General features: G+C 75.5%; 9 protein-coding genes. 6 read left to right on the top strand and 3 right to left on the bottom strand.

Features of this window, described 5'->3' with window-relative positions; all coding sequences use genetic code 11:
* Positions 1 to 34 precede the first annotated feature (34 nt).
* The 6 genes from AB0I06_RS29615 (at position 35) to AB0I06_RS29590 (ending at position 14,258) form a co-directional block, all read left to right on the top strand.
* Complete coding sequence (locus AB0I06_RS29615; RefSeq protein ID WP_363121904.1) at positions 35 to 2,602, top strand: vWA domain-containing protein; 2,568 nt, start codon at positions 35 to 37, stop codon at positions 2,600 to 2,602.
* A 150-nt stretch (positions 2,603 to 2,752) separates the two neighbouring features.
* Positions 2,753 to 6,634, top strand: coding sequence for a tubulin-like doman-containing protein (locus AB0I06_RS29610; RefSeq protein ID WP_363121903.1), 3,882 nt, complete (start codon positions 2,753 to 2,755; stop codon positions 6,632 to 6,634).
* The gene (locus AB0I06_RS29605; RefSeq protein WP_363121902.1) at positions 6,631 to 9,474 is read left to right on the top strand and encodes a hypothetical protein; all 2,844 of its coding nucleotides are present in this window, start codon (positions 6,631 to 6,633) and stop codon (positions 9,472 to 9,474) included. The genes AB0I06_RS29610 and AB0I06_RS29605 overlap by 4 nt, the downstream gene beginning before the upstream one ends.
* A gap of 64 nt (positions 9,475 to 9,538) precedes the next feature.
* Positions 9,539 to 10,846, top strand: a complete 1,308-nt coding sequence (locus AB0I06_RS29600; protein WP_363121901.1) for a hypothetical protein — start codon at positions 9,539 to 9,541, stop codon at positions 10,844 to 10,846.
* Complete coding sequence (locus AB0I06_RS29595; protein ID WP_363121900.1) at positions 10,843 to 11,943, top strand: hypothetical protein; 1,101 nt, start codon at positions 10,843 to 10,845, stop codon at positions 11,941 to 11,943. Before AB0I06_RS29600 ends, AB0I06_RS29595 begins: the two co-directional genes overlap by 4 nt.
* Positions 11,940 to 14,258 carry a hypothetical protein gene (locus tag AB0I06_RS29590; protein WP_363121899.1) on the top strand — a complete coding sequence of 773 codons (2,319 nt, stop codon included), beginning with the start codon at positions 11,940 to 11,942 and terminating at the stop codon, positions 14,256 to 14,258. Before AB0I06_RS29595 ends, AB0I06_RS29590 begins: the two co-directional genes overlap by 4 nt.
* Before the next feature lie 24 nt (positions 14,259 to 14,282).
* Here the strand turns inward: AB0I06_RS29590 and AB0I06_RS29585 are convergent, their stop codons facing one another.
* Genes AB0I06_RS29585 through AB0I06_RS29575 form a run of 3 tightly spaced genes read right to left on the bottom strand, consistent with a single transcriptional unit; the run spans position 14,283 to position 18,837 of the window.
* Entirely contained in the window at positions 14,283 to 16,076 is a 1,794-nt protein-coding gene (locus tag AB0I06_RS29585) for an ABC transporter ATP-binding protein (protein WP_363121898.1), read from the bottom strand.
* Entirely contained in the window at positions 16,073 to 17,812 is a 1,740-nt protein-coding gene (locus AB0I06_RS29580) for an ATP-binding cassette domain-containing protein (RefSeq protein WP_363121897.1), read from the bottom strand. The genes AB0I06_RS29585 and AB0I06_RS29580 overlap by 4 nt, the downstream gene beginning before the upstream one ends.
* Positions 17,809 to 18,837, bottom strand: a complete 1,029-nt coding sequence (locus tag AB0I06_RS29575) for a SagB/ThcOx family dehydrogenase (RefSeq protein ID WP_363121896.1) — start codon at positions 18,835 to 18,837, stop codon at positions 17,809 to 17,811. Before AB0I06_RS29575 ends, AB0I06_RS29580 begins: the two co-directional genes overlap by 4 nt.
* Between the last annotated feature and the right edge of the window lie 70 nt (positions 18,838 to 18,907).

Genomic DNA, 18,907 nt, shown 5'->3' with positions numbered 1-18,907 from the left:
CTACGCCTATCAAGTGACAGTTGAGGGAGACGACATGGACGCATACGACACCGCACCGGTGCGCGGCGGCCCGGGGCGCGCGGCACGGGGGCGAGGGAGGCGTACGGCGTCCGACACCCGTACGGCATACGACACCGGTACGGCAACCGCTACGCGGCGTGCGGCAGTTGACGCCGGTGCCGCGCCGGGCGCCCGCGCGGCGCGGCGTACGGAACCCGCCGGACGGCGAGGGCTGCTCGGTGCCCGGCGGGCCGCCGCCGTGCTGGCGCTGCTGCTGCTCGGGCAGACCGCGCTCGGCTGGACCGCCCCGCCCACGCCTCTCGCCCCGGCCGCGTCCACCGCCACGGACGCCGTGGACCTGGCCGTGGCGGTGGACGAGTCGAACAGTCTGAGCGCGGCCGACGTGGAGCGGGAGCGGGACGCCGCCGGGCGGATCGCGGTCGGGGAGATATCCCCGGCGTCGCGGATGACGGTGCTGGGGTTCGCCAGCGCCGACAACGACAACCAGAGTCCGGTGGACGAGGTGTGCCCGACCACCGCGCTCGACGCGGTGGCCCGGGAGAAGATGGACGGCTGCATCGGCCGGCTGGCCCGGCGCGGCACGGGACAGGGCACCGGGACCGACTTCCCGAACGCGATCCGGCAGGCCGTGACCCGGCTGAGCGAACGCGACGGCAGCCGCCCGCGCATCCTGTTCCTGCTCACCGACGGCAAGCTGGACGTGAGCGACAGCCCCTCCTACGGCACCGACGAGGAGAGCCGCAAGGACAACGGCCGCCGTGAGCTGACCAAGGCGCTGGCCGAGGCTCGCGCCGCGAAGGTGCAGATCTGGCCGCTCGGCTTCGGCGACGACGTCGACATGGACGCGCTGCGGGACATGGCGAAAGGCGGCTACCGGGGCGGGTGCACCGACCTGGAGGCGGCCCGCCCCCGCGCGGACAGGGCGACGGACTCCCAGACCCTGGGCGACGCCGTGCAGCGTGCCTTCGCCGGGGCCCGCTGCCTGGTCACCGACCCGCCCCGCAAGGACACACCGCCGGCGGACATCTCCGTACCGCTGTCCCCGCTGGCGACGCTCGCCACCATCGTCGTCTCCAAGGGCGACCGCGCGGTGCGGGCCACGTACTACGACCCGCGCGGCCGGAAGATCGAGCCCGGCAGCCGGTCCGACGGCTCGACGTTCACGTCGGCGGGGTCCGGTGGCGAGGTGGAATCGCTGCGCATCACCGACCCCCGGCCGGGCCGCTGGCAGGTCCGGCTCGACGCTCCGCAGGGCCACCGGGACCGGCTGGCCAGTGTCTCCGTGCAGTGGCGGGGTGCCGTGCGCTCCTCCATCGTGATGACGCCCGCCGCGCCCCGGCCGGGCGAGAAGGCCCGCGTCGAACTGACCCTCCAGACGCGCGACGAGCAGGGCATCGGCGACCCCGCGGACCTGCGCAGGCTGCGGGTCTCCGGGCGGCTGACCGGTGACGGTTTCGAACCCCTGGACCTGGCGCTCTCCGACGGCGGGGACAACGGGGACAAGAAGGCCGACGACGGCCGCTTCACCGGCGCCGTGACGATCCCCCGGGCAGCGAAAGGCGCGCTCAAGGCCGTCGGGGTGCTCGGTGCGGTCGGACTCACCGCCGATCACCGCCCGTTCCTGACCCGTACCGCTTCGCCCAACCCCGAGGTGCGGGCCGGGCTCCGCGTGGACGACGCCGAGGTGCACCCCGGCGGCAGCGTGCCGTTCCGGCTGCTGGCGTCCAACGACTCGGACCGGCCGCACACCCTGCGCCTGGCGCTGCGGGACACCGAGCCGGGCGCCGTCGCCCTCTCCCTCACCGAGGTCACGCTGGCCCCCGGCGACTCCGTGGACCGGGCCGGCCGGCTCACCGTCGGCGGACAGCTGAGCCCGCGCGAACTGAGCGCGCGGGTGGAGGTGTCGGACGCGGACGACTCCGCCCGGCCGCTCGACGCGAAGCTGGTGAAGGTGGACATCACGCCGGTGCCCTCCTGGCCGCATCAGGTCTGGGACGCGTGGTGGTGGGCGCTGGTCACCGGCGCCGTGCTGCTGGCCGCGTCGCTCGTCTGGTTCGTGTGGCACCGCAGGCAGGCACGCGAGGGCGTCTCACCGGGCGGACTGCTGCTCCGGCTCACCGTGTCCGACGACTCCGGGGAGCGGACGACCAGCGAGACGACGGTGCCCCGCAAGCGCGACCCCTGGTACCGGTTCGACGTGTCCGGCCCGGACGGCCCCAGCCCCCGTCTGGACCCGTCCCCCACCGGCCGGTACGCCGTGCAGCGCGACCCGCGTACCGGGGTCCGGCTGCGCACCCCGGACGGGCGCGACCAGTCGTATCCGCTGGCCCGTGAGATCCCGCTGGAGGGCCGGGTCCGGCTGCGGGCGGAACGTGGCGCGGTGGGCCGCCGGCCCGCGGCCCGGCGGTCGTCCCGCCGGCTCGCGGACCTGCTGCCCCGCGGGCTGCGGCCCGCCCCGGCGCCGTCCGGCCGGAGGGACGCGGACGACCCCGGCGGGCGGGACCTGTACGGGAGTTCCTCGTACGGCGGTTCCTCGCACCGGAGTTCCTCCTACGACGACGAATTCGACGAGGCCACCTGACAGCGGACGACGGACGACCGGTGGCCGGGCCGCCCACGTGACGGCCCGGCCACCGGAACCGCACCACCAGCCCACGACAGGTCCTCCCACGGGACCCGGGGCCCATCGAACGTCCGGTGCGCGGGCACCGGACAGGGGGGAAACGAAGCGATGAAGATCTTCCAGCCGATGCTGTTCGTCGGCCTCGGCGGCACAGGCGGCCTGATCGGCGCCGAACTGGAGCGCCGCCTGCGCGCCGAACTCTGCGGTCCGGACGGCACCGCCCTCACGGGCAACGGCCGGCTGCCCTACGAACTGCCCGGTTGCCTGCAGTTCGTGTACGCCGACTACAGCGAGGCGGAGCTGGGCCGGCTGCCGCATCTGAGCGCGGACACCGCGCTGCGGCAGGCCTACAGCCGCACCTCGCGCGCCACGCACGACCTGCTGCCCGCCGACTACGACAGTTCGCCCGAGGTGACCCGGATGCTGCGCGCGCTGCTGCGCGACGAGGTGTCCGACTGGCTGCCGCCGCACGGCGGCGAACCCAAGATCAACCCGCTGCGCAACGGCGCCGGCCAGCTGCCCACGGTGGGCCGCGCCGCGCTGTTCGCCACCCTCGCCAACGGTCCCGCGCCGGTGCTGACCCCGCTGCACCGGGCCATCGACGCGATCGCAGGGTCCGGCGGGGAACTCCAGGAGGTGGGCGGCGACACCATCAACGGCTGCGACGTGTTCGTGGCGTTCTCGGTGGCCGGCGGGACCGGCGCGGGCATCTTCCTGGACTACCTGCACCTGATCGGGCAGGCGTTCAAGGACAAGAAGTTCCGGGGCGCGCGGATCTATCCGCTGGTGGTCATGCCGTCGGCGTTCCCCGAGGCCAAGGGTGGCGGCCGGGAGGCCGAACTCAACGCCGCCCGCGCGGTGGTGGACCTGTCCCGGCTGGTGGACGAGCAGAACGCGCCGGACGCGGAGGCGGAACTGGGTGACGTGGACCTCCAGGAGTCGCTGCGCATCCGCTACCCGCAGACCCACCCGGTGTCGCTGCGGCCGGGCACCGTGCCCACCTCATTCCTGTTCAGCCAGACGGCCGGCATCCGCCCCGACGACCTGCGCCGCTCCATCGTCTCCCTGGTGGTGTCCCTGATCGGCACCGACCTCAACCTGGGCGAGGCCAAGGGCGGCGGACGCGACGACGACTACCAGACGTTCGCCAGCAACTTCGTCAACGGCGACATCAGCCGCCGGACTCGTTCCGCGACCGGTATCGGCCGCAAGGGCATCTCCACCAGCCTGGTCGCGTCGATGACGGCACCGCTGGACGAGCTGGCCGAACTGGTCGCGGCCAAGATGCTGGCCCACGCGGTGACCGGACTGACCGACGTCTCCGCCGCCGTACCGCACGAGACGGCGCCACTGGTCCGGGAGATGTTCACCGCCGCCGGGCTGGGCGAGCTGTGGCGGCGCGAGCCCTTGGAGGTGACCGAGCCGGATCCGCTGCCGCGCGGCAGCGGCGAGATCGAGACCGCGCTGCGGGACCGGCTGGAACAGATGCGCCGGCTGCTGGCCGACCTGGAACGGCAGGTCGCGCACCGCATGCCGGTCCTGGTGGAGGGCTTCTCACCCCGCGCGGCGGTCGAGCAACTGCTGCTGAAGACCGACCTGTTCACGCTGGGCCGGGTGGTGTCGGGCGTGCCCGGCGAGACCAACACGGTGGCCCGGCTCGGCTTCCTCGGCATGCTCGACAACCGTCGGCAGGACCCGGCGCGGCCCGCCGGAGTCGAGGTGCAGCCGCCACCGGTGCCGAGGATCAGAGGCCGGGTGGTGGGACCCCGGCTGCGCTGGGCGGACGACGAGGTGGCCGCCGCGCTGGAGGAACAGGACCGCTGGTACAAGTGGCGGGCCCGCACGATCTGGCACCGCGCCTGGAGCGAGCACGAGCCCCGCTGGCGGCAGGCCGCGAACCTGCTGCGCAACGAGGTGCACGCGGTCGCCGACGCGTTCCGCAAGCACGTGGACGACCAGCCGCGCGCACACGCCGCGCAGGTCAAGGAGCTGTACGACGACCGTACCGGCGTCTCCTACCTGCTGCCCCCGCAGGGCAATCTGGGCCGCTTCTACCAGGCGCTGATGGAGCGTCTGGTGGAGAGCCACCAGCTCGGGCCCAACGGCGACGAGGCCGCGCTGCTGCACAAGCTGGTCGACGCCGAGCTGCGCCGCAGCGCCTTCGCGGCCGGCCGCTACTCCCCCGACGCGGCCGTGTCGGAGGTGAAGGCCGCGTTCAAGCACCGGGTGCAGCGGCTGTTCTCCGAGCGTGCCGATGGCCGGCAGGCCCGCGCGCTGCTGCCCAGGATGAGCACGCTGCTGGCCGCCGAGGCGGGCGACACCGAGGCGTCCCAGCAGGTCAGCTCGCGGGCTCTGGAGCAGTTCCGGTACAAGCTGGCCGGTCTGCTGCCGGCCGCGTTCACGCCCGAGGGCAACGGGCGGCTGAAGGTGCTCATCACCTATCCCGGCTCGCGCCGGGTGACGGTGGACAACTACCTGGAGAAGCACCTGCGTCTGCCCCCCGACAGCCAGCGGACCATCGAGTACCGGGCCGTGGACACCGACTCGATCTCCGTGGTGCTGTTCCGCAGCGAGATGAGCCTCACCGAGGTGCCGGAGGCCCGCAAGGTGCTGCGCCAGTGGGCCAGGGCGCAGGAGAACCGTCGCGACGAGGACGTGCTGCGCTGGCGGCAGCGGCTCGGGTACCGCGACGACTGGCTGGCGAGCACGCCCGACGACCGGGCGCACATCCTGAACCGGCTGCTGTGCGCGCTGTGGAACGGCCAGATCGACTACCAGGGCGACCCGGCGTCCCCGCAACGGCTGCGCATCCGGCTGCACGACGACGCCGGCCAGGACGCGCTCGGCATCCAGCTGGCGCTCACCGACTTCCAGGACGGCATCTCCAGCTGGGCCGGGCTGCTGCGGGCGTACGAGCGTTGGGCGCTGCTGGCGGAGGAGAACATCGTGCAGAGCTACTGCAAGGTGGTGATGAACACGCTGCCGCGGGGGCTCGGCACCTCGGGAAGCGAGCCCTCGGAGCTGTATCTGAAGCTGGTCCACGAGGTGGCGCCGCGTCAGCTGCGGCTGCTGGACGAGCGGGAGCGGCGCTACGGCGCGCGGGTGACCGACTGGACGCGCCGACTGCGCGAGTTCTGGGCGGAGACCCTCCCCGACGCGCTCGACCTGCCCTTCCCGGAGGGCGAGAACCGCGCCCACCCGACGCTGCGCGAACTGGAGGCGTGGGTCCGCGAGAGCCGGAGCGCGGGCGAGGACCCGCGGCACCAGGAGGAGGAGCGGTGGGTCTCCGACCGGGCCTCGGACGGGCCCCCGGCCCGGGTCCGGGACCGGTCCTGGGAGCAGCGTCCCGACGAGCGTCCGCAGTCCCCCGGCCGGGCGGACGGCGGGCGGTCCGCCGATCCGTACGGGGCGGCGGGCGGCGCCGCGCCCCGGCGCGCCGACAGCTGGGACGTGCCCGCACACGGCAGGCCGGGCGGCGACGGCGCGCCTGGCGCCGGCAGCCTGCCGGAGGGTGTGCCGTCCGCCCGGCCCGGCCCCGCGCCCGGTGCCCCGCACACCGGGGAGGTGCCCGCCGCCCGGCACGGCGGCGACGGGGACGCGCGGTGGCCGTCGTCGGCCCCGCACGACGAGCGGACCCGGCACTGGCCGGACACCCCTCCCCCGACCGCCGGGGTGCCGGCGGAAGGCCCGCGCCAGGACGTGGGCCGGACAGCGCCGCCGGACCCGGGCCGGGCCCGGCCGGTGCCGCCCGCCGGCCGCCCCACGGCGCGGCAGGCGCCGGCCGGGTGGCCCGCGCCGGGACCGGCGCCCGCTCGGGCGCCGGAGTACCCGCCGTTCCCGCGTGCCGCCGAACCCGACCCGGGCTGGCCCGGCGCCGGTTCCGCCGCGCCGTGGGGCATCTCGGACGCGGACGGCGACGCCGACTGGCCCGACGAGGAGATCACGTCCGACGGCGACGAGGCCCGCGAGAGCAGGGAGAGGCACGCGTGAGCGCGATGGGGAGCCCGGTGGTCGTCCTCGACTTCCGGGGCGGCCGGGACGTACCCGCGGACGGCGCCGATCTGCGCCGCCGGGTGGGCGCGCGGCTGCCGGACAGCGGCCGGGGCGACGCCGGGGACCTGCGGTTCCTGGTGGTGGACGAGCCTGACGGGCTGACGGCGCACGCGGCCGCGTACGAACTGGTCGCGGCCGCGCCGACGTTGGGCGCGGTGAGCCTGCTCTGCCTGGTCGTCGGCGATCTGGAGCGGTCTCGGTCGGCGAACCCGACGCCCCCGGACGCGCCGTACCGGCCCGCGTCGTACCCGGACCCGGAGGACCGGAACGCGTCGTACCCGTACGACCGCCCGGTGGAGGGTGGGCGTCGGCTGCGGCTGGCGTCCGTGCTGCAGTCCTCCGGTACGGGGGTGCTGTGGGCACCCGATCCGCGGGCGGGCCACGATCCGCGCACCACCGACCCGGCCGCGGAAACGGAGGCGGCGCTGGCCGCACTGACCGATCTGCTGCGGGTGCCGGAGATCTTCGACAAGGTGCTGTCCGAACTGCACGACTCTCCGGTGTCGGTGGCCACGCTGTCCCTGCGGGTGCTGGAGCACGATCTGACACCGGACGCGCGGGACAGCGCGTGGACCGGTGCGCTGGCCCGGTTCGCCGGGGGCGAGGTGCCGGCGGCCGGGCCGCCCGATGCCCAGGAACTCCCGTCGGCGCTGGCCGAGTTGCTCGGCCCGGGTCCGGAACGTCCGGTGACGGCGCTCCTCCGTCCGGGCGGCCCCGCCGACGCCGCCCGCGCCGCCTGTGTGCGGGCCGTGGACGACCTGGCCGAGGCGCGGGCCGGGCTGAGCTCGGCGGGAGCGCTTCTGACCGGTCGCCGGGTCGCGGACTCGGTGCCCTCGGCGATGGCACGGGCGGTGGAATCGCTGCACCGGTACCGGGACGTGGTGGCCGGTGTGCTGCGGGACAGCGGCTCGCCCGGTGTCCCGCACGGCGACGCGCTGGCCCGGCTCGCCGACGGGGGTGTGGCGTTGCCGGAGGAGACGTGGGTACGCCGGTCGCGTGGCGGCGAGTCGGAGGAGGGGCTGGAGCGCTGCACCGCGCGCTGGCTGACCTCGGGGCTGCCGCTGCGCGCGGTCGCGGCCCGGCTGTCGGCGCTCGCCGAACGGGTCGCTCCGACGCCGTCCGCCGCCCGGCTGCGGGATCTGGAGCGGGCGTGCCCGGAGGAGTCGTTGGGACGGATGTCGGCGGCGGTGCCGCTGTACTTCGCCCGCGCCCGCGCGGGGCAGCTGGTGCCGACGGCGCTGGCCGCCTTCGTCTGCGCGCTCGCGCCATGGCCCGGCACACTGTTCGCGCTGCTGCCCGCGGCGGTGTTCCTGCTCGGCGGCGCACTGGCCGGCGCGGTCCGGCCGGGCCGGGCGGCGGGCGGCCGGGTGCACCGGGCGGACCTGGCCCGTGCCCTCTCGCTGTCGGCCGGCGCGGGTGCCGGGTTCGGTCTCACCCTGGTGGTGAGCGTCCCGCGCGAGCTGGTGCTCGGGGGTGTGCTGACCGGTGTGCTCGGCGCGGCGCTGTGCGTCGGGGCCTGGTGGCGCCGCGCAGTGGCCGACTGGTGGGAGGCGACCGGCACCTGCGAACTCGGGCCGTGTCTGGCCCGGGTGGACGCCGTCCTGGCGGACGCGCTGCGCCGGCAGTGGTGGGCGGCCGAGGAACGCACCCGGTGTGCGGACGGCGCCCGGACGCTCGCGGCGGTGCTGCGGGGCGCGGCCGTCGAGGCGGACGCGGGACACCCGGTGTCCGGCCCGCCGTACGCCTCCGGCGTGGGACCGGCCGGTGCGGACGGCTGGTCCGACCCCGGCTGGGACGAGTCGTCCTGGCCGGACGACCGGGCGCAGGCACCCGGCGCCTGGCAGGTCCCGGCGCGGCCGGACGCGACACAGGGGAACGCGGCACCCCCGTACACGTCGCACCCGGCCCCGGCACGGCAGTACCCGCCAGGCCCGGACCCCTCGGAGCCGGACCCGTCGGAGCCGGATTCGTCCTGGCCGGATTCGTCCTGGCCGGACGCCGACTGGCCGGACGCCGACTGGCCCGACGCCCCGGCGGCCGGTGCGACGGCCGGCGGCCGGGCCGAGCCTGCCGACGCGCCCTCCGGCCGCGCCCGGCATGTGCCCCGGGTGGACCCGCCCTGGCTGCACCGGGGCGCGGCCGAGGGCGGCCCCGACCTGGTGCCCACCCTGGTGGCGGACCTGGCCGACGCGACGGTGGCCGCGCTGCACGGCCACACCGGCTCCCACGGCGGTGCCGGCGGTGCCGGGCCCGCGGGCGGGGCGCCGACCACGCTGGAGGCCGCCGTGTCCCGGGCCATCGCGGCGGCCGGGCTGAGCCTGCGCGACAACGGGGTGGTGCCCGCCCCGCCCTACGCCCGGCAGGACCGGCCACGGGGAGACGCCTCGGCCCTGCTCGGCATCGGGGCGCAGCGGGTCCGGGACGTGCTCAACACCGGTTCGGACCAGGGCAGGCCACTGCTGCTGTGTCCCCCGGCGCAGCTCTCGCTGCTCAGCCGGGACCCGGCCGAGGCGCGGTCCATCGCGTTCGCGCCGCAGGCCGTACGGCCCACGGTGGAGGTGGGCGCGGGTGGGCTCGGCCCCGACGGCGTACCGGCGGCGATGGTGTGGACGGAGTCCGGCCGCTTCGCCGGCACGCTACGGCTCGTCCCGCTGCGGGCCGGTGTGGTGGAGAACGTGCGCGTGCGCACCTGGGCCGACGACGGCCCCCTCCCCGGCCCGGACCACGGCCCGACCGGAGCCGTCCCGGACCCCGGCGAGGAATGGGCGCAGCGGTGAACCGTACCCGTACGACGACGACCGACCGCGCCCCGGGCGCACGGACCAACACAGTGGGGAAGTCATGGTGAACGACCACCGACCCGCACCGCACCCGGACCGGTTCGGGCCCGCGCCGGAGCCGTACGCGGCGGCCGCCTCCGGGCCGACGGCCCGTCAGGAGTCCGTCCGCGACGCGGAGCATGACCACCCGGAGCGGGTGCGGCCACGCGAGCACACCGGCCGGGAGCCCGGCACCGGCCCCGCCGCGTCCCGGGAGGCGGCCGTGGAGTTCTCGTTCGTCTCGCCGCAAGGCGTCACGCACCGGGTGCGGGCCAGGTTCGGGCCGGACCGACCGCGTCTGGTCCGGCCGCCCGCGCTGGCCCGGCCGGTCCGCTTCGAGGACGGCTGGCAGGGCTTCCAGGTCCGGCTGCCGCAGGAGGCGGGCGCGGACCGGGAGGCGTACACCCTGCTCCAGGCGGAGATCACCGCGGCGCTGGCGCTGCACCGCGCGTACGCGGGCACCCGCTTCGGCGGCCTCTTCCCGACGCCGGTCGGCTACGACGTCAACACCTTGACGCCGTTCGTGCTGTACGCCGTACCCCGCGGACGGCCGCTGTCCGGGCCGACCGAGCGGGTGTCGATGGGCGACCAGCGGGCCGTGGAGCGTGATCTGGTGCTGGCGGTACGGCTGATGGAGGCGGTCGGCCTGGTGCACCGGGGCATCGTGCCGGGCGCCGTCCGCTGGGACGCGCAGGGCGTGCAGGTGTGGGACCTGGGCTCGGTGGTCCGGGCCGGGCGCCCCCGGGTGCCGTACGGCATCCCGCCCTACGCCTCGCCCGAGCAGCGGGCCGGAGTGGGCACGACAGAGGCCCGGGACGCGCTGTGGAGCGTGGCGCAGGTGATGTACCACCTGGTAACCGGCCGGCCCGGGAACGCCGACGGACCGCCCGCCGACCTCGCCGCGCAGCGGTCGGTGACGGAGACGCTGGGCCAGGTGTTCGCCCGGCACGCCCAGGACCGGCCGACGCCGGACGCGCTGTTGCGCACCCTGGTGCCGGAGGTCGCCGCCGAGGCGGCGAGCGTGCTGCTGCCGGACCCACTGGAGCACCACCGGCGGGAGTTCGACGAGATCCGGCGCCGCAAGCACGCCTCCCTCGCCCCGCCGCCCCCGGCGCACGCCCCGTACCACCCGGAGCAGAAACCCGCCGGGGACCCGGGCGGCTACGGCGCGGACGGGCCCCGGTACGGCGAGGCGCCGACGGCACCGTTCACCGGCTACGAGTATCCGGCCCGCGAACGTGGCCGGCTGCGCACCTGGATCAGCGGAGGCCGTACCTCCGGCACGAACGAGCCCGGCGGGAGCCGGTCCGAAGGAGACACCCGCCGATGACCGCTCCGATGCCGCCGGGCGCCACCGCCCAGGAGATCCTCTGCCCGTATTGCCTGGAGGTCATCTCCTACGACGAGCAGCAGCTGTTCGCTCGCAACGACAAGCAGCTGTTCGAGAAGCTGCACGTGGACCGGCGGATCAGTCCGCTGCGTCTCGCGGACACCCTGCGCTCCGCCTATCAGCGGTGCGGCAACTCCGAGGGCGAGCAGACCCATTACATCCCGGTGCCGTACCTGACCAACGGCAGTCCGCTGACCGTGGCGATGGTCGGGGACTCGGCCACCGGCAAGACGCACCTGCTGACCCAGATGATCGCCGAGATCGCCGACGGCGGTCTGAAGCGGTACGGGCTTCAGACGCAGTCGGTGAACCCGCAGGACCACCAGACGTTCATGACCGAGCGGGTGGAGCGGCTGCGGTCCGGGACGATGCTGGAACACACCCGCAGCGCCGGTGAGTTCGCCGCGTTCGTGGACGCGCTGCTGCTGAGCCGCCCGGACGGCCTGGCCCGGCCGGTGGCCTTCTTCGACCTGGCCGGTGAGGATCTGCGCCGCACGGACGCGCTGACCCGGTTCATGGTGGGCGTGGACGCTCTGATCTTCGTGGTGGACCCGCTGCGGGCGCTGCCGATGCCGTATCTCGACCCGCTGCGCGGCGACCTCGGTTACACCCGGGGCGGCGATCCGGCGTTCCAGACCGTGCTGGACCGGCTGCCGCGGGCAAGCGGGCAGTATCTCGGGGTGGCGGCGGCGGTCGTCATCAACAAGAGCGATCTGGTGCGGTTCGAACCGCCTGTGGACCGCTGGCTGGGCGAACCCCCGCCCGAGCGGCGGCTGGCCGAGCGGTTCACGGAGGAGAGCCGGGACGCCTACGCGTTCCTGCGCCACCACACCGGGCAGGCGTGGGTCGGTCCCTTCGACAGCGTGCTGCGCTGCACCCTGCACTTCGCCTCCGCCACCGGCAGCCATGACCATGAGGGCAGATTCCCGCACGGCACCCGGCCGTTGCGGGTGCTGGAGCCGCTGATCTCGGTGCTCGCCATGTGCGGTCTGCTCGACGACGGCACCGAGGACGGACCGGCGGCGGTGGGCTTGTGAGCCGGACGCAGCCCGGCCGGCCCGGTGACACGGCCGCACCCGACGACCGGGTGCACCAGGTCGTGTTCCGCTGGGCCGGCAACCTCGGTCACCGTGGCGCGGGGATCGCCGCGGTCGCCTACTCCTGTCCCGAGCCCGAGGCCCGCGCACTCGCCGACCGGCTCGGCCCCGTCCTCCGCGTCATGGGCGGCGAACAACGCCCCAGCCTGGTCCGGCACATCATCCCCGGCGGCCGAGTCCTCCTCGTCCGTCGCACCCCGGGCTCCGACGCTCAGGGGCGCGACAGCACGGTGTGCCATGCGCTGCTCGGTCCGGCGAAGCTCCTGGTGCCGCTGTACTGCGTCAGCCTGGGCGCCGTTCCCTGGGCGGAACAGGGCTGGGCCGACCGGGTGACGGGACGGATCGAGCCGATGCCGCGCGAACGGCTCAACGCCCTGGCCAACCACATGCGGGACCGCATGTGGGAGAACGTACGGCTGGTCCGGCGCCCGCTGCTCTGTCTGGTGGCCCAGTTCCTCCGCACTCCGGGGGCCCGGGTGTCGGCTCTCGTGGGAGAGCTGGACGAGTCCCTGGCCGAGGCGCACGCCCACGTCCGGGAACATCGGCCGGTGCCCCCGGTGCGGGAGTTGCCCGAGCCGGCACTTCTGGTGCTGTGGGGTCTGTGGTGGATCTTCGGCTCCTCGCTGGACCCGGGCTCGGGGAGCTGGCAGTTCGCCACCTTCGACACGATGGACGACCAGGCGTACCGGGTGGTGTTCGTCCCGGCCTGGCGGGTCTCCCCCACCGAGGACAGCCGTCTGCGCCGCATCGACCTGCTGGACCCCGGCACGGACCCGGCCGCCGAACTCGCCGCCACCCTCGTGGACCACTACCTGCAATGGCCCGCCGTCAAGTACCAGCGCCTGCTGGACACCGACCCGAACACGACCGACCCCGACCACCGGCGCTTCCACGCCCGGCTCCGCGCCGTGTGGCCCACCAGATACGAGAGCCCCGCGACCACGGACACGGGTTCCGTCCCCGTGATCTCCCCACCCCCGGCCCCGGAACGGCGCCAGGAGCCCGCTCCAACCCAACAGCCGCACAGTCAGGACGAGTTCCCCGCTCGTCCGCCGGCCCAGCCCACCTCCGCCTCCGCCTCCGCCTCCGCCTCCGACGCGAGCTGGTCTTCCCCGCCGGAGTGGCACCGACAGCAGCTCACCACACCGGAGTCACCCCCTCGGCACTCCCACCCGACGGCGGAGCCGACGACAACGCAAGCGGGGCGTGCCACGGAGGAGGTGGAAGGCGCGCTCGAAGCGACGGAAGCGCGGCGGTCCGGCACGGAGTTCATGTCGTCGGCGTCGTCACCGGAGGGGTCAGTGGCCGCGGCGGCACAGGGGACGTACGCGTCCGGGCAGGCCGTGGAACCCGGGCAGCCCGGGCAGCACACACACTCCGAACGGCCAGGTCCTGGGGTCCACCACGGATACCCGAAGCCACCGAGCACCCCACCCCCGTACCCGCCCCCGTACCCGCCACCGCCGAACCCGCCCCCCGAGTTCCCCCCACGCGCGGAGGTGCCCGTCACCCGGCACACGACGGGCCCCGCCACGGGGGCCGGCATGGGTTCCGCGACGGCCCCGGCGATGAGAGCGATCACCGAGCGGCTGACGCCGGACGGGCAACGCGCCCTGTGGGAAGCGGCATTGCCGCAGCTTTTCGACCAGCCGGTCGCGGGACGCTCGACGGTCTCGAAACTATGGCAGCACAAGAGCCGCCGGGCCCGTATGGAGACCTCCCGGATCCGGGCCCTGGCCGAGGACCTGACCTGCGCGACGAACCGTTCGGGACACACCGCCGACCTCCGGCACAAGGCCGAGGAACGCCTGGCCCAGGCCCACCACGAGGACCTCCTGTCCCTCCTCCGGGAACCCCTGTCCTACGACGCCCAGAACATCGTCCTCGAGCATCTCCCGCCCGCCGTCCAGGCGGAGGAGTCGGCCCGCGACCTCCTCGCCGGCCTCCTGGCGGTCGACTTCCGGATCACCCCGCCCCCCGACCTCCCGGACCCGTACGGGACCGACCTCCACACCCAGCGCACCGCCCGCATGATCCGCTGGTTCTTCAGCTGGCTCGTCGAACCCCGGACCACGAAGACCGAGGGCCCTCGGCTCACCAAGTACCTCAGTTCGATCGCCGCCTCCGATGCCCCGGCCGACCGCCACATTCTGGAGGAACTCCTGATCGACAGGGAGGAGGACCAGATCCCGGCACTGCCGAGGGAGACCTGGCTGGCAATCACCCGGGCGCTGTACGAGAAGGCACACCCCTGAGCCCCCGAGCCCGGCGCCCCGGGCTCAGGAGGGATGGGTGAGCACGCGGTTGAGCGCGCTGCCGGGGCGGCTGGTGAGGTCCTCCCAGGTTCCCTCTTCCGTGATGCGGCCCTTGTCGAGGACGGCGATGCGGTCGGCGCGGCGGATGGTGGCCGGCCGGTGGGCGATGACGATCGTCGTGCGGCCCTCCTCCCGCAGCGCGGTGGCGAGCTGGGCGTCGCCGGTGTTGTCCAGGTGGGCGGTGGACTCGTCGAGGACGAGGACGCGCGGGCGTACCAGCAGGGCACGGGCGAGGGCTATGCGGGCCCGCTGTCCTCCCGAGAGTGTTGCGCCGCGCTCCCCGACAAGGGTGTCCATCGCGGCGATCCGGTCGACGCCGCACCGGCGCGCTGCCGTGGCGAGCAGGTCGTCGTCCGCTTCGGGTGCGGCGAGCCGCAGGTTCTCGGCGAGGGTGCCGTGGAAGAGGGGGGTCTCCTGTCCCACGAGGACGACCGCCCTGCGCAGTTCGGGGTCGCTCACGTCCCGGATGTCCACGGGGTCGCCCTGGGCGGGCACCAGCTGGACCGCTCCCTGGGAGGGGTCCCAGAACCGGGCCAGGAGGTGGGCGCAGGTCGACTTGCCGGCTCCCGAGACACCGACCAGGGCGAGTGTCCGGCCCGGCGGGACGGTCAGGTCGACGCCGTCCAGCACGGGCTGTCCGCCGTAGTCGAACCGCACGCCGTGCAGCCGGACACCCAACGGGCCGGGCGGCAGGGGACGGGGAGCGCGGGGCGGCGGGGCGAGGGCGGGGGCCGTGACGGCCGCGCCGACGCGGGCGGCCGCCGCACGCAGTGCCACGGCCTGGCTCAGGGCACGGGCCGACTCCGCGACCGGACCGAGGACGGACAGGGCCAGGGCCATCGCCGCCGGGGCCCATGCGCCGTGCAGCCGACCGGAGGTCACGGACTGCGCCGCAGCGGTGACCACGCCCAGGACGGCGGCCACGATGAGCAGGTCGCGCACCGACGCGGCGACCGCCTCCCACGTGGCCTCGGCGCGCTGGGCGTCGCCCACCTGCCGTCCCCGCTCCGCCAGTGTGCGGCGGCGTTCCGTCAGCCGGCCGAAGGCGAGCAGTTCGCGCAGCCCGTCGACGGTCTCCACCGTGTCGGCAGACAGCCTCGCCGCGGCCGCCCGGGTGCGGCCGCCGCGCGCCGCGCGCTCGCGCGCGTCCGCGAAGGGCGCCGCGGCGAGCAGGGCCGCGACCGGGAGTACGGCCGCCAGCAGCCAGGGCTCCACCACGGCCAGGACCAGGGAGCCGGCGGTGAACACCGTTGCCGACGCCAGCAGTTGGGCGGTGGTGTGGGCGTAGAAGAATTCCAGCGCCTCCACGTCGGCCATGGCCGTGGCGGCGAGATCGCCGCTGCGCCGGCCCGCGATGCGGGCGGGCGCGCTGCGGGCGAGTCCGTCGAAGACGCGCACCCGCAGTACGGCCAGCACCCGGTAGGCCAGGTCGTGCGAGAGGTCCATCTCACGCCAGGTCGTCAGGGCGCGGACGAGGACCAGGACGACGAGTGCGGTGACGGTGGCGGCCGAGGGGGCTCGCCCTTCGATGACGGCGGTACCCACGGTGTGCGCGGCCAGGGTGAGCAGCGCGACGAGGGAGGCTTGTTCGAGGAGGGCGGCGGCGCAGGTGCGGGCCGTCATGGCGCGGTGAGCGGCGAGGGCGGGGAGGAGGGCCCGCAACGCGCCTCGCGCGGGCACGCCCGCGTCGGAGGGGGCGGAGGTGCCGGTGGAGGTGGTGTCGGTGGAGGTGGTGTCGGCGGGGGTGGCGGTGCTCATGCGGCGAGTTCTCCTCGGTGGGCGCGGCCGGCGTCGACGAGCCGCGCGTAGACGCCGCCGGCCTCGACCAGGCCGGCGTGCTCCCCGACGGCGTCGACCCGTCCTTCGTCGAGGACGACGATCCGGTCGGCGTGCCGGACGGCGGCCAGCCGGTGGGCGACCACCAGGACGGTCCGGCCGCTCGCGGCGTCCATCAGGTCCCGCAGGATGTCCGCCTCGCGGCGCTCGTCGACCGCGCTCGTGGCCTCGTCGAGGACCAGCACCGGGGCGTCCGCGAGCAGGGCGCGCGCGAGGGCGAGACGCTGGCGCTGGCCACCCGAGAGGGTGGCGCCGCGCTCGCCGAGGACGGTGTCATAGCCGTCGGGGAGGGCGGTTATCTCGTCGTGGACTCCGGCGACGCGTGCCGCCCGGGTCAGCTCGTCGTCCGTGGCGCCGGGCCGGGCCAGGCGCAGGTTGTCGGCGATGCTGGCGTGAAAGAGGTAGGTCTCCTGCGACACGACGGCGATGCCCCGCCGCAGCGAGTCGAGGGTGTACTCGGTCGTGGGGCGCCCGTCGAGTGTGATCCTGCCGTCCCGCGGGTCGTGGTGGCGCAGCAGCAGGGCCAGCAGCGTGGACTTGCCCGCGCCGGAAGGGCCGACGATCGCCGTCGTCCGTCCGGCCCGCGCGCTGAAGGAGACGCCGTCGAGGGCCGCGGTCCGTGTGCCGTCGTAGGTGAACCGGACGTCGTGGAAGCGCACTTCGGGAGGGGCCGTCCAGTGGGCGGGGGTCTCTCCGGTGTCGGGGACGGCCGGCTCGGCGGTGCGCAGGGCGGCGAGGCCGTCCGCGGCCGACACGCCCAGGTATCCGGCGTGCCATTCGCGGGCCAGGTCGCGGACCGGCCGGAAGCACTCGGAGGCCAGCAGCAGCACCAGATAGGTGCCGGTCGCCGTGGTGGAGCCGGTGACGGCCGACCGGCACGCCAGGAGCGCGGCCGCGACGGTGCCGCCCTGGATGGCGAGGTCGGTGATGGCGGTGTCGACCAGGGACACCCGCAGTTTGGCGACGGTCGCCCGGTGCAGCGCGGCGGACCGCTCCTCCAGGCGTGCGCGGGTGCGCCCGACGGCGCCGGCGGCACGCAGGGCGGGCATGCCCTGGAGCGCTTCCAGGTAGTCGGCGCCGAGCCCTTCGTAGGTGTCCCAGTGCTCCTTGCCGCGGGCGGCCAGGAGCCGGTCCCAGGCGCGCGGGCCGGCCAGGGCCAGCAGCAGCGCGGGGACGAGGCCGAGGAGTGCCCACGGTTCGACCAGGGCCAGGGCGGCCAGTACCAGGGGCGGCACGGTGAGGGTGATCAGCAGCTGGGGCAGGTAGCGGGAGGCGTAGGCGTCGACGCCCTCCACCCCGTCGACGAGGGTGGTGCGGACGGCTCCGGCCCTCGCGGTGGTCAGGTGGGCGGGCCCCAGCCGGCCGAGGTGGGTGAGGAGTTCGTCACGCAGGGCCACCCTGACCCGGGCTCCGGCACGGGTGGCGGTGCGCCGCTGCCACAGGGCGAGCCCGGCGCGGGCGGCGACGACGGTGAGCACCGCGGCCAGCAGCCACGGAAGCGAGCCGGTGTCGCCGCGGGCCAGTTGGGCGAGCGCGAGGGCCAGGAGGACGGCCTGCGCCAGGTGGGTCAGGGTGACGGCGCCCAGCAGGACGGTGGAGGCGAGCAGGGGACGCCGGGCGCCCCCGGCGGCGCGGCGCAGCTCGGGGTGGACGATCACGTGGTGTTCTCCTCGTCGGCGTGGCGGGTGCCGAGGGCCAGTCCGTGGACGACCCAGTCCCGGCCCGGGGCGGTGCCGAGGGCGGCGCCGAGGTCCGCCTGCTGCCACGAGCCGACGGGCCGAGCCGCCAGCCCGTGGCGCAGGGCGGTGACGTGGGCCAGGTGGACGGCGAAGCCGGCCCGCAGATGGGCGCGGCGGATGTGCGCGGCGTCGGCGTCCGCGGGGCAGCCGTGGGCGAGCAGGACGGCGCCCGCGTCCGCGATCCAGGCCTGGCCCGCGGCCCAGGCGGCGAGGGTCGGGCGGGTCTCTCCCACCGCGTGCCGCCGCAGGGTCGTGCCGTCGGCGGACAGCGCCACCAGGGCGGGGCGTGGCGGGCCCACCGCGGCGCACCAGCGCAGGTCGCCGCCGCCCGGCCGTGCGGCGGTGGTGCGGGCCTCCCGCGGCACGCCGGTGCCCGCCCGTTCCGCGGCGGTGAGAACCGCCAGCAGCGCGTCCTTCGGCGGGGTGCCCGGCAGAGGCGGTGAGGCACTGCGGCGCGCCAGCAGTTCGGTGGGGGTGGGCGTGCCCCCCGGCGGGTCCGGGAATCCGGCGCCGCCGTCCGGGCCTCGGACCCGCCCGCCCTTCTGGTCGGCCGGGCCGCTCCGCCCGCCGGGCGGCGGGACGTGTACGGCGGCCAGGGGGCTCTCGGCGAGACCGTCCAGCCGTACCCCGGGCTCGTCCGTGCCCAGCCCGCGGGCCGCGAGGAACAGGGCGGCCGCAGCGTGCCCGGTGTCCAGCAGGAGCAGCGGCCAGGCCCGGTGGCCGTAGTGGGAGACCGTGCGCCGGGCGGTGACGGAGAGTTCGGCGGTCACGCCGGGCGGTGTGCCCTCGGGTGGCCGGCCCAGGCGGTGGACGTGGTGGCGCACCGGGTCGTAGCCGTAGCGGCCGGGCGGCAGGGAGCAGCCCGCGCCCACGTGCAGTTCGGCGTCCACCGGGTGCAGTGCACCGGCGGAGGACACGGGCCTGAGGCGTCCGGAGTCGTCCACCGCAGACAGTGAGCAGCGCAGCAGGGCCCCCAGGTCGAGGCCGGCCGGGCCGGCCGGCGGGAGGGGGCGC

Origin of the sequence: Streptomyces sp. NPDC050674 (assembly GCF_040654575.1) — a bacterium.
In the GTDB taxonomy this organism is placed as follows: Bacteria; Actinomycetota; Actinomycetes; order Streptomycetales; family Streptomycetaceae; genus Streptomyces.
The sequence above is the reverse complement of the archived record's forward strand: the minus strand, read 5'-3'. Positions and strand labels throughout refer to the sequence as shown.

Bases quoted from the DNA above. Each gene is read 5' to 3' on its own strand.
- AB0I06_RS29615 (WP_363121904.1), top strand. From the start codon at position 35: ATGGACGCATACGACACCGCACCGGTGCGCGGCGGCCCGGGGCGCGCG.
- AB0I06_RS29610 (WP_363121903.1), top strand. From the start codon at position 2,753: ATGAAGATCTTCCAGCCGATGCTGTTCGTCGGCCTCGGCGGCACAGGC.
- AB0I06_RS29600 (WP_363121901.1), top strand. From the start codon at position 9,539: ATGGTGAACGACCACCGACCCGCACCGCACCCGGACCGGTTCGGGCCC.
- AB0I06_RS29595 (WP_363121900.1), top strand. From the start codon at position 10,843: ATGACCGCTCCGATGCCGCCGGGCGCCACCGCCCAGGAGATCCTCTGC.
- AB0I06_RS29585 (WP_363121898.1), bottom strand. From the start codon at position 16,076: ATGAGCACCGCCACCCCCGCCGACACCACCTCCACCGACACCACCTCC.